At 62.9% G+C, this 19,023-nt stretch carries 18 protein-coding genes and 1 riboswitch; of the genes, 12 read left to right on the top strand and 6 right to left on the bottom strand.

The features are described 5' to 3' along the window. Positions 1–9 precede the first annotated feature (9 nt). Both epd and tkt read right to left on the bottom strand, forming a co-directional pair. A complete protein-coding gene (gene epd / locus HMPREF3173_RS00660; RefSeq protein ID WP_070571095.1) occupies positions 10–1,071 on the bottom strand; it encodes an erythrose-4-phosphate dehydrogenase in 1,062 nt (353 codons plus the stop codon). Positions 1,072–1,219: 148 nt separating this feature from the next. Further along, a complete protein-coding gene (tkt, locus tag HMPREF3173_RS00655) occupies positions 1,220–3,217 on the bottom strand; it encodes a transketolase (RefSeq protein ID WP_070571094.1) in 1,998 nt (665 codons plus the stop codon). Between the two features lie 249 nt (positions 3,218–3,466). Between tkt and HMPREF3173_RS00650 the strand changes: the two genes are divergently transcribed. The 5 genes from HMPREF3173_RS00650 (at position 3,467) to HMPREF3173_RS00630 (ending at position 8,482) form a co-directional block, all read left to right on the top strand. Next, on the top strand, positions 3,467–4,459 hold the full coding sequence (locus HMPREF3173_RS00650; RefSeq protein ID WP_043207256.1) for an ArsR/SmtB family transcription factor: 993 nt from the start codon (positions 3,467–3,469) through the stop codon (positions 4,457–4,459). 20 nt (positions 4,460–4,479) lie between these two features. Further along, complete coding sequence (gene metK, locus HMPREF3173_RS00645) at positions 4,480–5,670, top strand: methionine adenosyltransferase (RefSeq protein WP_043207253.1); 1,191 nt, start codon at positions 4,480–4,482, stop codon at positions 5,668–5,670. A 168-nt stretch (positions 5,671–5,838) separates the two neighbouring features. After that, positions 5,839–7,509 (top strand): NAD-dependent DNA ligase LigB, encoded by a 1,671-nt coding sequence (gene ligB / locus HMPREF3173_RS00640; protein WP_070571093.1) that lies wholly within the window; start codon positions 5,839–5,841, stop codon positions 7,507–7,509. Between the two features lie 60 nt (positions 7,510–7,569). After that, positions 7,570–7,965, top strand: a complete 396-nt coding sequence (locus HMPREF3173_RS00635) for a DUF1090 domain-containing protein (protein ID WP_070571092.1) — start codon at positions 7,570–7,572, stop codon at positions 7,963–7,965. A gap of 121 nt (positions 7,966–8,086) precedes the next feature. Next, entirely contained in the window at positions 8,087–8,482 is a 396-nt protein-coding gene (locus HMPREF3173_RS00630) for a DUF1090 domain-containing protein (protein ID WP_070571091.1), read from the top strand. 136 nt (positions 8,483–8,618) lie between these two features. Here the strand turns inward: HMPREF3173_RS00630 and HMPREF3173_RS00625 are convergent, their stop codons facing one another. After that, positions 8,619–9,065: a c-type cytochrome gene (locus tag HMPREF3173_RS00625; RefSeq protein WP_070571090.1), complete on the bottom strand. Its 447-nt coding sequence runs from the start codon at positions 9,063–9,065 to the stop codon at positions 8,619–8,621. 116 nt (positions 9,066–9,181) lie between these two features. Here HMPREF3173_RS00625 and HMPREF3173_RS00620 point away from each other — a divergent pair, with 116 nt between their 5' ends. Beyond that, positions 9,182–10,333, top strand: coding sequence for a murein transglycosylase A (locus HMPREF3173_RS00620; protein ID WP_070571089.1), 1,152 nt, complete (start codon positions 9,182–9,184; stop codon positions 10,331–10,333). A gap of 109 nt (positions 10,334–10,442) precedes the next feature. Here HMPREF3173_RS00620 and HMPREF3173_RS00615 read toward each other — a convergent pair whose 3' ends face one another. Next, on the bottom strand, positions 10,443–10,829 hold the full coding sequence (locus HMPREF3173_RS00615) for an MAPEG family protein (protein ID WP_043207241.1): 387 nt from the start codon (positions 10,827–10,829) through the stop codon (positions 10,443–10,445). A gap of 30 nt (positions 10,830–10,859) precedes the next feature. Continuing rightward, complete coding sequence (locus tag HMPREF3173_RS00610; protein WP_043207239.1) at positions 10,860–11,693, bottom strand: EamA family transporter; 834 nt, start codon at positions 11,691–11,693, stop codon at positions 10,860–10,862. Between the two features lie 214 nt (positions 11,694–11,907). Between HMPREF3173_RS00610 and HMPREF3173_RS00605 the strand changes: the two genes are divergently transcribed. Continuing rightward, positions 11,908–13,143, top strand: a complete 1,236-nt coding sequence (locus HMPREF3173_RS00605; RefSeq protein WP_043207237.1) for a cation:proton antiporter — start codon at positions 11,908–11,910, stop codon at positions 13,141–13,143. Between the two features lie 32 nt (positions 13,144–13,175). On the opposite strand, the gene HMPREF3173_RS00600 is transcribed toward HMPREF3173_RS00605, so the two are convergent. After that, the gene (locus HMPREF3173_RS00600; protein WP_043207235.1) at positions 13,176–13,577 is read right to left on the bottom strand and encodes an acyl-CoA thioesterase; all 402 of its coding nucleotides are present in this window, start codon (positions 13,575–13,577) and stop codon (positions 13,176–13,178) included. A gap of 179 nt (positions 13,578–13,756) precedes the next feature. Continuing rightward, positions 13,757–13,852, top strand: a riboswitch (S-adenosyl-L-homocysteine riboswitch). A 21-nt stretch (positions 13,853–13,873) separates the two neighbouring features. Between HMPREF3173_RS00600 and ahcY the strand changes: the two genes are divergently transcribed. The 5 genes from ahcY to HMPREF3173_RS24750 form a co-directional block, all read left to right on the top strand. Next, on the top strand, positions 13,874–15,283 hold the full coding sequence (gene ahcY, locus HMPREF3173_RS00595; protein ID WP_043207233.1) for an adenosylhomocysteinase: 1,410 nt from the start codon (positions 13,874–13,876) through the stop codon (positions 15,281–15,283). A gap of 157 nt (positions 15,284–15,440) precedes the next feature. After that, the gene (gene metF / locus HMPREF3173_RS00590; protein ID WP_043207230.1) at positions 15,441–16,286 is read left to right on the top strand and encodes a methylenetetrahydrofolate reductase [NAD(P)H]; all 846 of its coding nucleotides are present in this window, start codon (positions 15,441–15,443) and stop codon (positions 16,284–16,286) included. A gap of 93 nt (positions 16,287–16,379) precedes the next feature. After that, positions 16,380–17,456, top strand: coding sequence for a hypothetical protein (locus tag HMPREF3173_RS00585; RefSeq protein ID WP_070571088.1), 1,077 nt, complete (start codon positions 16,380–16,382; stop codon positions 17,454–17,456). A 48-nt stretch (positions 17,457–17,504) separates the two neighbouring features. After that, positions 17,505–18,293 (top strand): substrate-binding periplasmic protein, encoded by a 789-nt coding sequence (locus HMPREF3173_RS00580; protein ID WP_070571087.1) that lies wholly within the window; start codon positions 17,505–17,507, stop codon positions 18,291–18,293. Between the two features lie 218 nt (positions 18,294–18,511). After that, positions 18,512–19,023 (top strand): DEAD/DEAH box helicase (locus HMPREF3173_RS24750; protein ID WP_256543670.1); only part of this gene is annotated, 512 nt, incomplete at its 3' end.

Below are 19,023 nucleotides of genomic sequence, written 5' to 3'. Positions count from 1 at the left end.
TGCAGTCCTTCAGGGCTGTTTGGTGCGGGTTTGGTGGACGACGTGCAGGAAATGACCGGCAACGTCGAGCATACGGTTGGCGAACCCCCATTCGTTGTCGAACCAGGCCAGCAGGTTCACCAGGCGGGGGCCGGAAACACGGGTCTGGCTGGCATCGACGATGGCCGAATGCGGGTCATGGTTGAAATCACAACTGGCGTGGGGCAGCTCGGTATAGGCCAGCAGCCCTTTCAGCGGGCCGTTCAGCGCAGCCTCGCGCAACACCCGGTTGACCTCTGCCGCGCTGGTATCACGGGCGGTCTGCAGGGTGATGTCCAGGCACGAGACGTTGACGGTCGGCACGCGTACGGCTTTGGCCTGGATTCGACCGGCAAGTTCCGGAAGCAGGCGCTCGATGCCGCGCGCCAGACCAGTGGACACCGGGATCACCGACTGGAATGCCGAACGGGTGCGGCGCAGGTCCTCATGGTGATAGGCATCGATCACCGGCTGGTCGTTCATCGCCGAGTGAATGGTGGTGATCGACACATACTCGATGCCAAACGCCTGGTCCAGCACGCGCAACAGCGGCACACCGCAGTTGGTGGTACAGGAGGCGTTGGACACCAGGCGCTCCTCACCGCTCAGGCAGTCCTGGTTAATGCCATAGACGACCGTGGCGTCGACATCCGCTTCACTGGACATCGGCTGGGAGAACAGCACCCGCGGCGCGCCGGCATCGAGAAAGCGCTGGGCATCGGCACGAGTGTTGTAGGCCCCGGAGCACTCCAGCACCAGATCGACGCCCAGCGCCGCCCAGTCGATGCCCTCCGGGGTGGCGCTGCGCAGGACCTTCACACAGTCGCCATTGATGTGCAGGCAGTCGCCGTCAACCCTCACCTCGCCAGGGAATCGCCCGTGGGTGGAGTCGAAACGGGTCAAGTATTCGAGGCTGGCCTGATCGGCCAGGTCGTTCAGCGCGACGATCTCGAAGCCGGCGTCCGCTCCTCGCTCGAACAGTGCGCGCAAGACACAACGACCGATACGGCCGTAACCGTTGAGTGCAACTTTGTAGGGACGCGGATGGGGCATTCGATACTCACGGAACAGATCTATTGTCAGCAGCCTGCGGGATTGCGGTGTGGCATTCGCAGGCAAGCCCGCTCCCACAGGGATACACGACCACCGTGGGAGCGGGCTTGCCCGCGAATCGGGGCGACACCGCCCGCAGATCCTTACATCAGTCTTCCAGCAGCTCTTCAGCGGTACCCAGAATGTTCTCCAGGGTGAAGCCGAATTCCTCGAACAGTGCGGAGGCCGGCGCCGACTCACCGTAGGTGGTCATACCGATGACGCGGCCTTCCAGGCCCACGTACTTGTACCAGAAGTCCGCGTGGGCAGCCTCGATGGCGATACGCGCACCGACTTCCAGCGGCAGAACGGACTGCTTGTAGGCGGCGTCCTGGGCGTCGAACACGCTGGTGCACGGCATGGAAACCACACGCACCTTGCGGCCCTGCTCGGTCAGCTTGGCATGCGCCTGGACCGCCAGCCCCACTTCGGAACCGGTGGCGATCAGCAGCAGCTCAGGCTCGCCGGCGCAATCCTTGAGGATGTAGCCGCCGCGGCTGATGTTGGCGATCTGCTGGGCATCGCGCTCCTGGTGCTGCAGGTTCTGACGGGAGAAGATCAACGCCGATGGGCCGTCCTTGCGCTCCAGGGCCTGCTTCCAGGACACGGCGGATTCCACCGCGTCGGCTGGACGCCAAGTGTCCAGGTTCGGCGTGCTGCGCAGGCTGGTCAGCTGCTCGATCGGCTGGTGGGTCGGGCCGTCTTCGCCCAAGCCGATGGAGTCGTGGGTATAGACATGGATGACGCGCTGCTTCATCAGGGCGGACATGCGCACCGCGTTGCGGGCGTACTCCATGAACATCAGGAAGGTCGCGCCGTAAGGCACCAGGCCGCCGTGCAGGGCGACGCCGTTCATGATGGCGGTCATGCCGAACTCGCGCACACCGTAGAACACGTAGTTGCCGCTGGCGTCATCGGCGCTGACGCCTTTGCAGCCTTTCCACAGGGTCAGGTTGGAGCCGGCCAGGTCAGCCGAGCCGCCAAGGAACTCAGGCAGCAGCGGGCCAAAGGCATTCAGGGCGTTCTGGCTGGCCTTGCGGCTGGCGATGGTTTCACCCTTGGCGGCGACTTCGTTGATATAGGCCTGGGCCTTCTCGGCGAAGTCGGCCGGCAGCTCGCCGCGTTCACGGCGCTTGAATTCGGCAGCCAGCTCAGGGTAGGCCTTGGCATAGGCGTCGAAGCGCTGGTTCCAGTCGGCTTCGAGCTTGGCGCCGGCGGCTTTGGCGTCCCATTCTGCATAGATGTCGGCCGGAATCTCGAACGGACCGTGGTTCCAGTTCAGTTCCTTGCGGGCCAGGGCGATTTCATCGTTGCCCAACGGCGCGCCGTGGCAGTCTTCCTTGCCCTGCTTGTTAGGCGAGCCGAAGCCGATGATGGTCTTGCAGCAGATCAGGGTCGGGCGATCGCTCTTGCGGGCGGTCTCGATGGCGGTCTTGATCTCGTCGGCGTCATGGCCATCGACGTTGCGGATCACCTGCCAGTTGTACGCCTCGAAGCGCGCCGGGGTGTTGTCGGTGAACCAGCCGTGCACTTCGCCGTCGATGGAGATGCCGTTGTCGTCGTAGAAGGCGATCAGCTTGTTCAGGCCCAAGGTGCCGGCCAGGGACGCGACTTCGTGGGAGATACCTTCCATCATGCAGCCGTCGCCCAGGAACACGTAGGTGTGGTGGTCGACGATGTTGTGGCCTTCACGGTTGAATTGGGCCGCCAGGACTTTTTCCGCCAGGGCGAAGCCCACGGCGTTGGCGATACCCTGGCCCAGCGGGCCGGTGGTGGTCTCGACGCCTGCGGTGTAGCCGTACTCCGGGTGACCCGGCGTGCGACTGTGCAGTTGACGGAAGGCCTTGAGGTCGTCGATCGACAGGTCGTAGCCGGTCAGGTGCAGCAGCGAGTAGATGAGCATCGAGCCGTGGCCATTGGACAGCACGAAGCGGTCGCGGTCGGCGAATTTCGGATTGCTCGGGTTGTGCTTCAGGTAATCGCGCCAAAGCACTTCGGCGATATCCGCCATGCCCATGGGGGCACCTGGGTGGCCGCTGTTGGCCTTTTGCACGGCATCCATGCTGAGGGCACGAATGGCGTTGGCACGTTCACGACGGCTGGGCATCGCTGAGTCTCCTGGGGATTGAAAAGGTAGTGAAACGAAAAAGGCCGCCATTTTCGCCCACAGGCGGGGCCGGGGGCAAACTTTTCCAGCCACAGGCGACAAGCTCGACACTGCAAGCAGAGGCAGATCGGCGCCCGATCTGCTCCAACCTTGCAGCTTGCCCCCTGCAGACCGCAGCTCATCGCCAATATCAAAACTTTTTGATATTGCTATTGCTACGACAGCATCCCCTGTCTAGACTGCCGCCTCATGAACCAAAGCGCGCCCATCACCCCTCAACGCAGCGACGAGCTGGCCGCCCTGTGCAAGGCCGGCGGTGACCCGCTGCGCCTGAACGTGCTGCGCGCGCTGGCCAGCGACTCGTTTGGCGTGCTGGAGCTCGCGCAGATTTTCGACATCGGCCAATCGGGCATGAGCCATCACCTCAAGGTACTGGCCCAGGCTGAACTGGTGGCCACGCGCCGCGAGGGCAATGCGATCTTTTACCGCCGCGCCTTGCCCGACAGCCTGCGCTTGGGCGGCCGCCTGCACGCAGCCCTGCTCGAAGAGGTGGACGGCCTGGCCCTGACGCAGGACGTGCAGGCCCGTATCGCCCAGGTACAACAACGCCGCGCCGCCACCAGCCAGGACTTTTTCCTGCGCGTGGAAGAAAAGTTTCGCGCCCAGCAAGACCTGATCGCCGGCCTGCCGCAGTACCGCGACAGCCTGCTGGCTCTGCTCGACAACCTGAGTTTCGGCCCCGAGGCCAGCGCGCTGGAAGTCGGTCCAGGCGATGGCGGCTTCCTGCCGGACCTGGCACGGCGCTTCAATCAGGTCACGGCCTTGGACAACAGCTCGACCATGCTCGAATTGGCCCGCCAGGTCTGCGAGCGCGAAGGGCTGGATAATGTAAACCTGCAGTTGGCCGATGCACTGGGTGCAACGGATGTGGAAGCCGACTGCGTAGTGCTGAACATGGTATTGCACCATTTCAGCGACCCGGCCCTGGCCCTGCGCCTGCTGGCCAAACGGGTGAAAGCGGGCGGCAGCCTGCTGGTCACCGAGCTGTGCAGCCATGATCAGAGCTGGGCGCGGGAAGCCTGCGGCGATCTCTGGTTGGGCTTCGAGCAGGAAGACCTGGCCCGTTGGGCCCGGGTAGCGGGGCTAGTACCCGGGGACAGCCTCTATGTGGGCTTGCGTAACGGTTTCCAGATTCAGGTCCGCCATTTCCAGCGGACGACTGGCGACACTCACCATCGGTAAATTTTTAGGAACCCGTCGAGATGAGCGAATACTCCCTTTTCACTTCCGAGTCCGTGTCCGAAGGGCATCCGGACAAGATCGCCGACCAGATTTCGGACGCGGTCCTTGATGCAATCATCGCCCAGGACAAATACGCCCGCGTTGCTTGCGAAACCCTGGTCAAGACCGGTGTCGCCATCATTGCCGGTGAGGTGACCACTTCAGCCTGGGTCGACCTGGAGGAGTTGGTGCGCAAAGTCATTATCGACATCGGCTACAACAGCTCCGACGTCGGCTTCGACGGCGCGACCTGCGCCGTGATGAACATCATCGGCAAACAGTCGGTGGACATCGCCCAGGGCGTCGACCGCTCCAAGCCGGAAGACCAGGGTGCGGGCGACCAGGGCCTGATGTTCGGCTACGCCAGCAACGAAACCGACGTCCTGATGCCTGCCCCGATCTGCTTCTCCCATCGCCTGGTCGAGCGCCAGGCCGAAGCGCGCAAGTCCGGCCTGCTGCCGTGGCTGCGTCCGGACGCCAAGTCTCAGGTCACCTGCCGTTACGAAAACGGCAAGGTCGTGGGTATCGATGCCGTGGTCCTGTCGACCCAGCACAACCCGGAAGTCTCCTACAAAGATCTGCGTGAAGCCGTCATGGAGCTGATCGTCAAGCACACCCTGCCTGCCGAGCTGCTGCACAAGGACACCCAGTTCCACATCAACCCGACCGGCAACTTCATTATTGGTGGCCCAGTGGGCGACTGCGGCCTGACCGGTCGCAAGATCATCGTCGACTCCTACGGCGGCATGGCTCGTCACGGTGGCGGCGCGTTCTCCGGCAAGGACCCGTCCAAAGTCGACCGCTCGGCAGCCTACGCCGGCCGCTACGTGGCCAAGAACATCGTTGCCGCAGGCCTGGCCGACCGTTGCGAGATCCAGGTGTCCTACGCCATCGGCGTGGCCCAGCCGACCTCCATTTCGATCAACACCTTCGGCACCGGCAAGATCGCCGACGACAAGATCGTACAATTGGTCCGCGAGTGCTTCGACCTGCGCCCGTACGCCATCACCACCATGCTCGACCTGCTGCACCCGATGTACCAGGAAACCGCTGCCTACGGTCACTTCGGCCGAATCCCTCAGCAGAAGACTGTCGGCAACGACACCTTCACCACCTTCACCTGGGAACGCACCGACCGCGTCGACGCCCTGCGCGCCGCAGCCGGCCTGTAAGGGTAAGCGGCTGATTGCAGGCCGCACGCCACAGGTTGCAAGAAAAAGCCCCTGCCGAGTGATCGGTAGGGGCTTTTTCGTGACATATCGACTGACAACTCCGCCCGCCGCCCTGGCCTGCGATTGCCTAGGCTGAGCATTCCCTCCCGCCAAGCAAGGATGCTGGCCATGCCCCCAATGCTCATCGCTGCATTGCTCATACTTCTGCCGATCGTCAGTCAAGCCGACGTCTGTCCATCCTGGCCCTCGGCCCGTGCCCACGAGGAAATCACCCGACTGCGCGAAACCCTGGCCACCTGGGACGACCAGTACCACCGCCAAGGCCATTCACCCGTGGCGGACGAACTTTACGACCAGAGCCGGCAGCGCCTGCACGCGTTGCAAATCTGCTTCGACCTGCCAGGCAGCGATGATCCGCTGGCCAGCGCCCGCGGCGCCCTACCTCACCCAATACCTCATACCGGCGTGATCAAACTGGCCGATGAACAGGCAGTGGTAGCTTGGCTGCAAGGCAAGCGCGATGTCTGGATACAACCGAAGGTGGATGGCGTCGCAGCGTCGCTGGTGTACCGCGAAGGGCGCTTGGTGCAGTTGCTCAGCCGCGGCGATGGCCTTCTGGGACATGACTGGAGTCGCCATATTCCCCACCTGAGCGGCATCACTCGGCAACTGCCGGAGCCGATCGACCTCGTGCTGCAGGGCGAACTCTACTGGCGTCGGGACAATCACACGCAAGTTCTGGCCGGCAGCGCCAACGCCCGCGGTACGGTGGCAGGCCTCCTGGCGCGCAAGAGCCTGGATGATGCCCAAGGTGGCGGCATCGGTCTGTTCGTCTGGGATTGGCCCGATGGGCCGCCCCGTCAGGCCGACCGCCTGTCACGGCTGGCGCAGCTCGGCTTTGCCGATAGCCAGCGCTACAGCGTCGCCATCGAGACCTTCGACCAAGCCTCACACTGGCGCCAGCATTGGTACCGTTCACCCCTGCCTTTCGCGACTGATGGCGTGATTCTGCGCCAGGACAGTCGGCCGCCGGCCAAACGCTGGCGGGCCAAGCCGCCCTCCTGGATAGCGGCCTGGAAGTACCCATTCCAACAAGCCCTGGCCGAGGTGCGCGAGGTGCGCTTTCGGGTAGGACGGACCGGTCGCATCACGCCCATGCTGCACCTGCACCCGGTCGTATTGGATGACCGCCGCATCAGCCTGGTCAGCCTCGGTTCGCTGGCCCGCTGGCAGCGGCTGGACATACGCCCTGGTGACCAAGTGGCGATCACCCTGGCCGGGCTGACCGTGCCGCGACTGGAAAGCGTGGTGCACCGCTCGACGCACCGGGAGCCCGTGACGCCGCCGGACGCCACACAGCACCATCCACTCAGTTGCTGGCGGCCCGACGACACCTGCAAGGAGCAGTTCCTCGCCCGCCTGGCCTGGTTGAGCGGCCGCCAGGGTTTGCAGATGCCCAACCTTGGCTCCGCCACCTGGGCGCGCCTGGTGGAAAGCGGGGCCGTGAGCAGCCTGCATGACTGGCTGGCCTTGGACCGCGACGACCTGCAGCGCATATCGGGCATCGGCACGGCGCGTGCAGAGCAGTTGCTGCAAGCCTTTGCCAATGCTCGCCAGCAACCGTTCGAGCGCTGGTTGCGGGCCCTCGGTGTCCCGGCTCCGCGCAACCTCCCACTGGGACCGGATTGGCAGACCCTCGCGGCCAAGCGCCGTGAACAATGGCTGGCCGAGCCCGGTATCGGCCCTGGACGCGCCGCGCAACTGGAGGCGTTCTTCACGGATGAAACGCTGGCCCTGCTGGCCATGCAATTGCGCGCACACGCAATCCAGGGTTTCTAATTTCGTCAGATCAGGGCAGCATTTCGTTTTCCGCTGTCCTGCCTTCGAATGGAGTCCCCGATGAAATTGCTTTCGTCCCTTGCACTGTCCGCCTTGCTCAGCATCGCCGCCAGCCCTCTGCTGGCCGCCGAAGAGCAGCCTGGGCTGACCGGCTGCGCGGCCAAGCGCCAGGCTATCAGCGAACAGCTCGAACAAGCGCGCAGCCAAGGCAACAGCGAGCAGCAGGCCGGCCTGGAAAAGGCCCTGGCCGAAGTCACCGAACACTGCACCGATTCCAGCCTGCGCAAGGAGCGTGAGCAGAAGGTTCTCGAGGCCCGCCACGAAGTGAACCAGCGCACCAAGGACCTGGACAAGGCCATGAAGAAAGGCGACCCGGAGAAGATCAACACGCGCAAGGAAAAGCTCGCCGAGGCCAAGAAAGAGCTGCAAGAAGCCGTCGATGGACTGGAGCGCTGAGTCAGTCACGCCGGAGTAGGGTTTTTCTGAAAGCGATGTAGCACCCGTTTCCAGGGTTCACTCGGCAAACGGTTGTAGGCACTATCCCCTACAAATTTTGTTGCTATTGAAGGAAGTGTTCATGAAAGCCCGTTCCGCCCTGACAATTCTGGCCATCCTCGGCCTGGCCGCTGGCACTGCGCAGGCAGCGCAGCCCGCCCCAGGCCTGACCGGTTGCGCGGCCAAACGCAGCGCCATCGAGAACCAGCTCGAATACGCCCGCAAGCACAACAATTGGGGTCAGATCCGTGGCCTGGAAAAAGCCTTGAAGGAAAACGCCGCCCACTGCACCGATGCCGGCCTGAAACACGAGCGTGAAGCCAAGGTCGCCGAGGCCAAGGCGGAAGTGGCCGAACGCAAGGCAGACCTCGCCGAGGCTCATGCCAAGGGCGACAAGGACAAGATCGCCAAGCGCGAGCGCAAGCTTGCAGAGTCCCAGGCTGAACTCAAGCAGGCCGAGCTGGAGCTGAACAAGTGACATCGGCTCCCTGGGCTACCGCTGAAAGGGGCATTGCACGGTAGTTGTGCCCCTGCATATCAGGGCCGTTGCGCGACCCTTCGCAGTTTCCCACAGGCATTGCGGGAAGCAGCCTCAAGCCCGGCCATGCGGGCAATCAATGATTGCGAAATTCCGTGTGGCAGGCCTTGCACGCGGCCTCGACCTTGTCCATTGGCGCCTTCAAGCTTGCCGCCTCCAGCGGCTGGTCACGGGTCACGCTGACGAGCTCGCCCGTCACCCCTTCCAATTGCCGAGCCAAATCCTGGAAACGCGCCTGACGCTCCCACACCTCAGGCCGCGCGCTGCTGTCACCCTCATCCTTGACCTGCGGAAAATGCTGCCACGGCTCGCGGGACAGGCCATCGAGCTTCACCGCACCCTCGGCGAACCGGGCGCCGTCGAACGGTAATCGTCCCCGCAGCATGCCGCCCATATCCTCGCTGGTCTTGAGCATTTGCTTGAAGATCGCCTTGCGCTGACCCAGTGGTGAGTTAGGATCGACACGGTCACAGGCCGCCAGGGACAGGCCGACCAACAGCAGAACGGTGAAACATTTCAACATCACGGTCACATTGGCAGAGGGAAAGGGCCGACAGTATCCTCGCCTGCTCGACAAAGACCAATACCCCCACGAAAAACATGGGCAGCCGTACAGGCCGCCCATTCAAGGATTCAACCATGAGATCTGCTCTGCGCCACCTTGCCTGGGCGCTTCCCACCCTGGCCCTGCTGGCCGGTTGCAACGGCGGCGAGAATGCCAAACCCGAACCCCACGCCATGGCGACCTACGCCCCGGCCACCTGGCAAGACCTGCCAAGCGTCAGCGACGACGACCTGTTGGCCGGTTTCCAGGCCTGGCGCAATGGATGCGAAAAGCTCAAGCGTGATCCGGTCTGGGCCGCTACCTGCGACGCCGCGGCCCGCATGCCTGAAGACGCCGCCCAGATCCGTGCCTTCCTACAGCAGAACCTGTCGGTCTACGGCCTGCGTTCAGCGCAAAACAACGCCCACGGCCTGATCACCGGTTACTACGAACCGGTCTACCCCGGAAGCCTCAGCCGTACCGAGTCCGCCCACGTGCCGGTGTACGGCATTCCCGAAGACATGATCGTGGTCGACTTGGCCAGCATCTACCCGGAGCTAAAAGGCAAACGCCTGCGCGGGCGCCTCGATGGCCGCGTGCTCAAGCCCTACGACACCGCTGAAGTGATCAACCGCGACGGCGTGAAAGCGCCGGTACTGGCCTGGCTGACCGATCCGATGGACCTGCAATTCCTGCAGATCCAGGGCTCCGGGCGCATTCAGCTAGAAGACGGGCGCCAACTGCGCCTGGGCTACGCCGACCAGAACGGCCATCCCTACCGTCCCATCGGTCGCTGGCTGGTGGAGCAAGGCCAGTTGAAGAAAGAAGACGTGACTATGGGCAGCATTCACGCCTGGGCCCAGGCCAACCCGCAGCGGGTTCCCGAGCTGCTGGCCAGCAACCCCAGCTACGTATTCTTTGGCACCCGTCCAGACAGCAACGAAGGCCCGCGCGGCTCGTTGAACGTGCCGTTGACCGCCGGTTACAGCGTCGCCATCGATCGCAAGGTGATCCCCCTGGGCAGCCTGCTTTGGCTGTCCACCACCCGTCCGGATGGTAGCCCGGTGGTGCGTCCGGTGGGCGCCCAGGACACCGGCGGCGCCATCACCGGCGAGGTCCGCGCAGACCTATTCTGGGGAACTGGCCCGCAGGCCGGCGAACTGGCAGGGAACATGAAGCAGCCAGGGCAGATCTGGATGCTGTGGCCCAAGGGCGCGGCGCTGCCTGAGGTGCCGAAAGTCCCTTGATCAGGGTTGGATGCTTCGCGGCGGACCCCGCTCCCACAAGCCTGCACAGACCTCAAGACCCACATTGCCATGGGGGAGCGGGTTTAACCGCGAAGAGCGCGACACGCTTTCAGATGGAAACCACGAAAAACGCAATGATCAGCGCCAGCCCGGCAAACCACACCAGTGAACGCAGGATGGCCAGGTCGGCCAGGTAGCAGATGATGAAGAGTAGGCGACTGGTGATGTACAGCACCGCCAGTACATCCTGCGTCACCTGCTCCGCGTTACCGACGATATCGGCAACGAGCACCGCGGCAGCAAAGGCGGGAAAGGCCTCGAAGCCGTTCTGCTGGGCGGCATGGGCACGGCGTGGCAGGCCCGACAAGGTATCGAGGAAGGCGCGCGGATCGTGGTTTTCACGCAAGCCGAAACGGCCACTGCTCAGTTTCGCGGTCAACCCACACAGCGGCGGCAGGATCATGGCAATCAGGATGCACCACAGGGCAACGGTCATGGAAAGGACTCCTTGTTCAAATGATCGGTTTCAGAGCTTCATCACCAGCATGCCAGCCAGGACCAGCCCGCAAGCTAGGAGTCTTGGCCCGCCAAAAGGTTCTTTGAGGTAGCGCATGCCCAGCAGCACCACGAGGATCACGCTCAGCTCCCGCAATGCCGCCGCTTCGGCAACCGACCCCAGGTGCATGGCCCATAGCACCAGGGCATAGCTCAACAACACGCACAACCCCACCGCCAACCCCAGGCGCCACTGGGTGCGCCAGAACAATACGAACGGCGCCCGCCGCGCCACGCTTGCCAGCAACGGAAACGGCCAAGCACTGAGCAAGGTCAACCACACCAGGTAATCCAACGGCTTGCCCCAGATTTGCACGGCCCTGCCGTCGAACCAGGTGTAGCAACCGATGCACAGACCGATCAGCGCGACCACTGGCAGCATCGACCACGGCAGCCGATCCCCGCCGCCGCCCTGCCAGAGCAGGCAGGCCATGCCGCACGGAATCAGCAGGATGCCAATGATCTGCTTGTCGCTGAGCGATTCTCCGGCAAAGGCCAGCGTCAACCCCAGCACCACCAAGGGCGACAGGCCGCGCATCAGAGGATAGACCAGCCCCAGATCGCCAACCCGATACGCCTGGATCAACAAAAAGCGGTACAGCTGCTCGGCCAGCGCCGATGCGAGCAACCAAGGCCAGATGTGCGCCGGAGGAATGTCTACGAACGCCACCGCCGCCACGGCGAAGGCGAGGGCTACCAGGTCCATGCTGGCAATCACCAGCAAACGCTCGCCACTGAATTTGATCAGGGTATTCCAAGTCGCGTGGAGCAGGGCCGCGACCAAAACCAGCGAAGTTGCCAACACGGGAGGGTCCTTGCACAGAGTCCAGGCCCTCGTTGGCCTGATTGTCCGACACTATATCGATTTCCAGCCCTAATGTAGGAATCAGCGCCCTGTCCGGCGGAACGAATCCTTCGGATCGGGTCATAAGGTGTGTCCCGAAACGCTCACCAGGCCATCAAAGAACTGCCCGAGCAATTCGGGTAACGACTTGGAAGCCACTGTCACAGGATTTCGGATGCTTGAACTTGTTGCCGCTTTTATCTGCCTGACCACCCTCCTCACCTACGTCAATTACCGCTTCATCGGCCTGCCGCCGGCCATCGGCGTGATGGTCACCGCCCTGCTGTTCTCCTTGATCCTGCAAGGCCTGAGCCTGATCGGCTTCCCCGGCCTGGAAGCGCGCGTCGAGGGCCTGATGAACCAGATCGATTTCAACGACCTGTTGATGCACTGGATGCTGTCGTTCCTGCTGTTCGCCGGCGCGCTGCACGTCAACCTTGCCGATTTGCGCAGCTACCGCTGGCCGATCGGCCTGCTGGCCACCTTCGGAGTACTGATCGCTACGCTGGTGATCGGCTATCTGGCCCATTGGGTTTTCTCGATGTTCGGTTGGAACGTGCCGCTGATCTACTGCCTGCTGTTCGGCGCGCTGATCTCCCCCACCGACCCGATCGCCGTGCTCGGCGCACTGCGTACCGCCAATGCCTCCAAGCCACTCAAGACTACGATCGTGGGCGAGTCGCTGTTCAATGACGGCACGGCGGTGGTGGTATTCACCGTCCTGCTGGGCATCGTCCAGCTCGGCGAGGCGCCAAGCTTTGCCGACACCGCCTTGCTGTTCGCCCGAGAAGCCATTGGCGGGATCGCCTTTGGCGGTGTGATTGGTTACGCCACCTATCGCATGATCAAGAGCGTCGAGCAGTACCAGGTCGAGGTGATGCTGACCCTGGCATTGGTGATCGGCGGCTCGGCCATGTGCTACGAGCTGCATGTGTCGGCGCCGATCGCCATGGTGGTGGCCGGCCTGATCATCGGCAACCTGGGGCGCAACCTGGCGATGAACGACATGACCCGTCGCTACATGGACGGTTTCTGGGAACTGATCGACGACATGCTCAACGCCCTGCTGTTCGCCCTGATCGGCCTGGAACTGTTGCTACTGCCATTCAACTGGCTGCACCTGGCCGCCGGGAGCGTGCTGGCCGTGGCAGTGCTGCTGTCGCGCCTGCTGACCGTGGCGCCTGCGATCGTATTGCTGCGCCGCTGGCGCAGCGTGCCCAAGGGGACTGTCCGCGTACTGACCTGGGGCGGCCTGCGCGGCGGAGTGTCGGTGGCCCTGGCGCTGTCGCTGCCCGCTGGCGCCGAGCGTGACCTGCTGCTGTCGATCACCTACATCGTGGTGCTGTCTTCGATCCTGGTGCAGGGGTTGAGCATCGGGCGGGTGGTGCGCGGGGTTACTGCACAGCCTTGACACTTTTGGGGCCGCTTTCGCGGCCCCCAATGTCATTCCACCGCGGTATCGGGGAACTGGTCCTGGATGTACTTGATCTCGGTTCGCCCATGCGGGGCCGGCAGGCCGTCCTCGCCCAGGTTGACGAAGACCATCTTGTCGACGGTCAGGATGCTTTTGCGGGTGATCTTGTTGCGCACTTCGCACTTGAGGGTGATGGACGTACGGCCAAACTCGGTGGCGGTGATGCCCAGCTCGATGATGTCGCCCTGACGCGAGGCACTGACGAAGTTGATTTCCGACATGTACTTGGTGACCACGCGCTGGTTGCCCAGCTGGACGATGGCGTAGATCGCCGCCTCTTCGTCGATCCAGCGCAGCAAGCTGCCACCGAACAGGGTGCCGTTGGGATTGAGGTCTTCGGGTTTTACCCATTTGCGGGTGTGGAAATTCATCGGTACTCCTGACCTGCTTGGCTAACGTAGGGTAATGATGGCAGAGCCTTTGGCACCTCTCCATTGAACATCGACTATCGTCTCGATTAAGCGACAGAAAACCTTGGGCGTGGCACGACGCCACGGCTATAATCCCTGCCGATTCACATGGCCACCCGCCGCGGGGGCCATCCCGCCACCCATCCGAGGGGCGCTGCAGCAGGCTCGGCCTGTCAGGCTCGGTTGGGGCGTTGTCCGCACTGCGGACGCCTAACGCACAACGGCGCCCATTCGCACACTACGAATGGAGGCTCTCGATGAGCGCTGTAAACACGCCTGCAGGTTTTTCCGACTTCAAGGTCGCCGACATTTCCCTGGCCGACTGGGGCCGCAAGGAAGTCATCATCGCCGAATCGGAAATGCCCGCGCTGATGGGCCTGCGTCGCAAGTACCAGGCTGAGCAACCGCTCAAAGGCGCCAAGATCCTGGGCTGCATCCACATGACCATCCAGACCGCCGTGCTGATCGAGACCCTGGTCGCCCTGGGTGCCGAGGTGCGCTGGTCGTCGTGCAACATCTTCTCGACCCAGGACCAGGCCGCTGCCGCCATCGCCGCCGCCGGCATTCCGGTTTTCGCCTGGAAGGGCGAGACCGAGCAGGAGTACGAATGGTGCATCGAGCAGACCATCCTCAAGGACGGTCAGCCATGGGACGCCAACATGGTTCTGGACGACGGCGGTGACCTGACCGAAATCCTGCACAAGAAGTACCCGGCGATGCTGGAGAAGATCCACGGCATCACCGAAGAAACTACCACTGGCGTGCACCGTCTGCTGGACATGCTGGCCAAGGGCGAGCTGAAAGTTCCGGCGATCAACGTCAACGACTCGGTCACCAAGAGCAAGAACGACAACAAATACGGTTGCCGTCACAGCCTCAACGACGCCATCAAGCGTGGTACCGACCACCTGCTGTCGGGCAAGCAAGCCCTGGTGATCGGCTACGGTGACGTGGGCAAGGGCTCGGCCCAGTCCCTGCGTCAGGAAGGCATGATCGTCAAGGTCACCGAAGTCGACCCGATCTGTGCCATGCAGGCCTGCATGGACGGCTTCGAAGTCGTCTCGCCGTTCAAGGACGGTATCAACACCGGCACCGAGGCCGGCATCAACAAGGACCTGCTGGGCCGCATCGACCTGATCGTCACCACCACCGGTAACGTCAACGTCTGCGACGCCAACATGCTCAAGGCCCTGAAGAAGCGCGCCGTTGTCTGCAACATCGGTCACTTCGACAACGAGATCGACACCGCCTTCATGCGCAAGAACTGGGCATGGGAAGAGGTCAAGCCGCAGGTTCACAAGATCCACCGTACCGGCGCTGGCACCTTCGATCCGCAGAACGATGACTACCTGATCCTGCTGGCCGAGGGCCGCCTGGTGAACCTGGGCAACGCCACTGGCCACCCAAGCCGCATCATGGACGGCTCGTTTGCCAACCAGGTACTGGCCCAGATCTTCCTGTTCGAGCAGAAGTTCGCCCAACTGCCTGCCGCACAGAAGGCCGAGCGCTTGACCGTGGAAGTACTGCCCAAGAAACTCGACGAAGAAGTGGCCCTGGAAATGGTCCGCGGCTTCGGCGGCGTGGTCACCCAGCTGACCCCGCAGCAGGCCGAATACATCGGCGTGACCGTCGAAGGCCCGTTCAAGCCGGACACCTACCGCTACTAAGCGGCAAGCTTCAAGCGGCAAGCAACGGCAGATCGCGCCGGTGCCGCTTGAAGTCCAGGCTGAGAAATCTTGAACGATGCCAAGCCAGATCGGCCATCACCGATCTGGCTTTTACTTGCAGCTTGCCGCTTGAGGCGGGCTGCACGAGGAACGAGTGATGTCACAAGAACGCCGCTACAGTTTCGAGTTTTTCCCCACCAAGACCGACGCCGGCCATGAAAAGCTGATGGCGGTCGCTCGCCAGCTGGCGGGCTACAACCCCGATTTCTTCTCCTGCACCTACGGTGCCGGTGGTTCCACCCGCGATCGCACCCTGAACACGGTGCTGCAGCTGGAAAGCGAAGTGAAGATTCCTGCCGCGCCGCACTTGTCTTGCGTCGGTGACAGCAAGGAAGAGCTGCGCGCCCTGATCGCCCAGTACAAGGCAGCAGGCATCAAGCGCATCGTTGCCCTGCGCGGCGACCTCCCGTCGGGCATGGGCATGGCCTATGGCGAGCTGCGCTATGCCAGCGACCTGGTCGAGTTCATCCGCCAGGAGAGCGGCGATCACTTCCATCTGGAAGTCGCGGCCTACCCGGAGATGCACCCTCAGGCGCGCAATTTCGAGTCCGATCTCACCAACTTCGTGCACAAGGTCAAGGCCGGTGCAAACAGCGCCATCACCCAGTACTTCTTCAATGCCGAGAGCTACTTCTATTTCGTCGAGCGTGTGCAGAAGATGGGCGTGGACATCCCGGTCGTGCCCGGCATCATGCCGATCACCAACTACAGCAAGCTGGCGCGCTTCTCCGACGCCTGCGGTGCTGAGATCCCCCGCTGGATTCGCAAGCAGCTGGAAGCCTATGGCGACGACACCGCCAGCATCCAGGCGTTCGGCGAAGAGGTGATCACCCGCATGTGCGAGCAGTTGCTCCAAGGCGGCGCACCGGGCCTGCACTTCTACACGTTGAACCAGGCCGAGCCGAGCCTGGCGATCTGGAACAACCTGAAGCTGCCGCGCTGACATATTTCGCTAACAGGTCCTTAAGGCAGCTTTAAGGCTTAGGTATTAGGCTAAAACCTTTCATCAAGCCTTAGACCTGTTAGCGAGCCGCCCATGCAGCCTTTGCCTTCCTCGGCACCTCAGCTCATCTATCTAGCGTTCGGTGCAAAGACCTACCAACAGGAAGCTTGCTTCAGCATCATCAGCGCCCTCGCCCAGCTGAAAGAGTCCGGCAGCCAAGCCCTGGACATCCAGGTCCATACCGACGACCCCGCGCCCTACGCGAAACTCCCGGTCACCGTTCACCTTATCTGCGATGCCACGCGCGCGGCCTGGACCCAACCCCATGGCTACCATTTTCGCAGCAAGCATGTTCTGTTACGCCAGGCCCTCGAGCAGCATTCCCAGGCGGTGCTTATCGACACCGACACGTTCTTCCGCCAATCGCCGATGGAACTGCTGCGCCGCGTCAAGCCCGGCCATCTGCTGTGCAACGCCATCTGCGCGCGCTATGGCGAAAACCCGAACACCGTCCTGTACCAAGGCCTGCGCAGCATCCTGCACGCGCGCGGCCTGGCGGATGACCACATGAACCTGATCAACTCCGGCGTCATCGGCCTTGCGGCAGAGGATTCAGGAGTACTCGACCAATCGATCGCGCTGATGGACGAGTTCCACCCTATCGTCCCCAACGCCTATACCCTCGAAGAGTTCTGTCTGGCCGTGGCGGCCTATCGCACGCTGACGCTGACCGACTGCACCGACGTCATCCATCACTACTGGAGCCGCAAGGACCTGTTCCGCGCCAAGATCCAGGCCTGGTTGCACAAGCACGGGGATGACCCTCTGGGCGAGGCCGCCCTGGCCGACGTAGCCCTGGTCAACGACCGCCTGCCAAAACCACCCACCTTGCATCGCCTGGGATACAAGGCCCTGAGCCTGACACTGCCCCGCCACCAACGCCAATTTGCTCGGGAGTTGCTGTACGGCTGCTACTCCTATGCCAACGAATTCGATCGGGCCTGTACCTTCGCCTGGTGGGACAAGGCACTGGAAAATCTTCAGCAACGCCAAGGGCGCCTGAACAGCGAACAACTGCACCAATTGCTGCACCACCCTGGCTTACGTCTGTCTTTAGGGAGCAAGTATCAGGACGTGCGGGATCATCTGCTCAAGCCTGACAAAGGCTGACGACAGGCTTCACTGGCCTCGGACACACATTGGACGTACGCTGCCGCCATGCCTGACTTCACCCCCCTTCTTTGCGCCCTGCTGCTCGTCTGCCTGAGCCCGTTTGCCAAGGCGGAGCGCCTGCGCTTGGTTAGCGATGACTGGGCGCCCTATATCTACTGGCACGAAGGCCAGCCCAAAGGCATCGACTACGAAGTCGCCAACGAAGTGCTCAAGCGACTCGGCATCGATGTCGACTGGCAAATGCTGCCCTGGAAACGCTGTCTCGCCATGGTGGAGCAAGGTGCGGCCGACGGTGTGCTGGACATCTTCCAGGTCGATTCGCGCAAACCGTTCATGGTCTACCCGGACGAGGCACTCTCGGAGGTTGAGTTCGTGCTGTTCCAGGCCGACGCCAGGCCTCACGCCATCGAACGCCTGAGAGACCTTGCGGGCCTTACCGTAGGGACCTCGCCGGGCTACACCTACAGCCGGGCGTTCAGCGAGTCCTTCCTGTTTCGTCGAGAGCCGGCGCCCACCCATGAGGCGAATTTCGGCAAGTTGATGCTCGGGCGCATCGACCTACTGGTGACAGACCGCCGTGCAGGGCGCCTGTTGCGGCGGCAATTGGGGCTCGAGGGACAGGTTCAGGAGCTACCCTTGGTAATCAGCCGGCACCCTCAATACCTGGGACTTGCGAACAAGCCCGGAAGGGAACGCTTGGCACAGGCGTTCGCCGACGAGCTGCGACGCTTCAAGCAAGACCCTGCGTATGCGGCCATCAGTGCCCGTTACGACAGCGACCTCGGCAATATTCCTGACGCCGTTGAGCAGCACGAACACAGCAGAGCGCGATAGCTCTGTTATACTCGGGCCTTCCCGCCCGGCTCACGCCCGGACGCTCGGCCTCGCAACAGGCATCTCGACCCGTCGGCAACGCACCCCAGTGCCGCCCGCCGCCTCCCGGATGCGCAGTGAATGCCCAGCTGGACCGGACGCGATCGCATCTCGCCGATGCCCGTCGCGCCAGGCAGATCATCCCATCGGGCCCAGCCCCCACGAGAACAGGATTGCCCATGTCCTTTGCTTCCCTCGGTCTCTCCGAGGCTCTTGTCCGCGCTATCGAGGCTGCGGGCTATACCCAGCCCACTCCGGTGCAACAGCGGGCCATTCCCGCCGTGTTGCAAGGTCGCGACCTGATGGTCGCTGCCCAGACAGGTACTGGTAAAACCGGCGGTTTTGCACTGCCGATCCTCGAGCGTCTGTTTCCCGGTGGCCACCCTGACAAATCCCAGCGCCACGGTCCGCGTCAGCCTCGCGTCCTGGTACTGACCCCAACCCGCGAACTGGCAGCTCAGGTACACGACAGCTTCAAGGTTTATGCCCGTGATCTGAACCTGATCAGCGCCTGTATCTTTGGCGGCGTCGGCATGAACCCGCAGATCCAGGCCATGGCCAAGGGCGTCGACGTCCTGGTCGCCTGCCCGGGCCGCCTGCTCGATCTGGCCGGCCAAGGCAGCGTGGACCTGTCCCATGTGGAAATCCTGGTGCTCGACGAAGCCGACCGCATGCTCGACATGGGCTTCAT

Source organism: Pseudomonas sp. HMSC08G10 (assembly GCF_001808425.1).
Classification (GTDB): Bacteria; Pseudomonadota; Gammaproteobacteria; order Pseudomonadales; family Pseudomonadaceae; genus Aquipseudomonas; species Aquipseudomonas guariconensis.
This window is presented reverse-complemented; position numbering and strand designations above follow the sequence as displayed.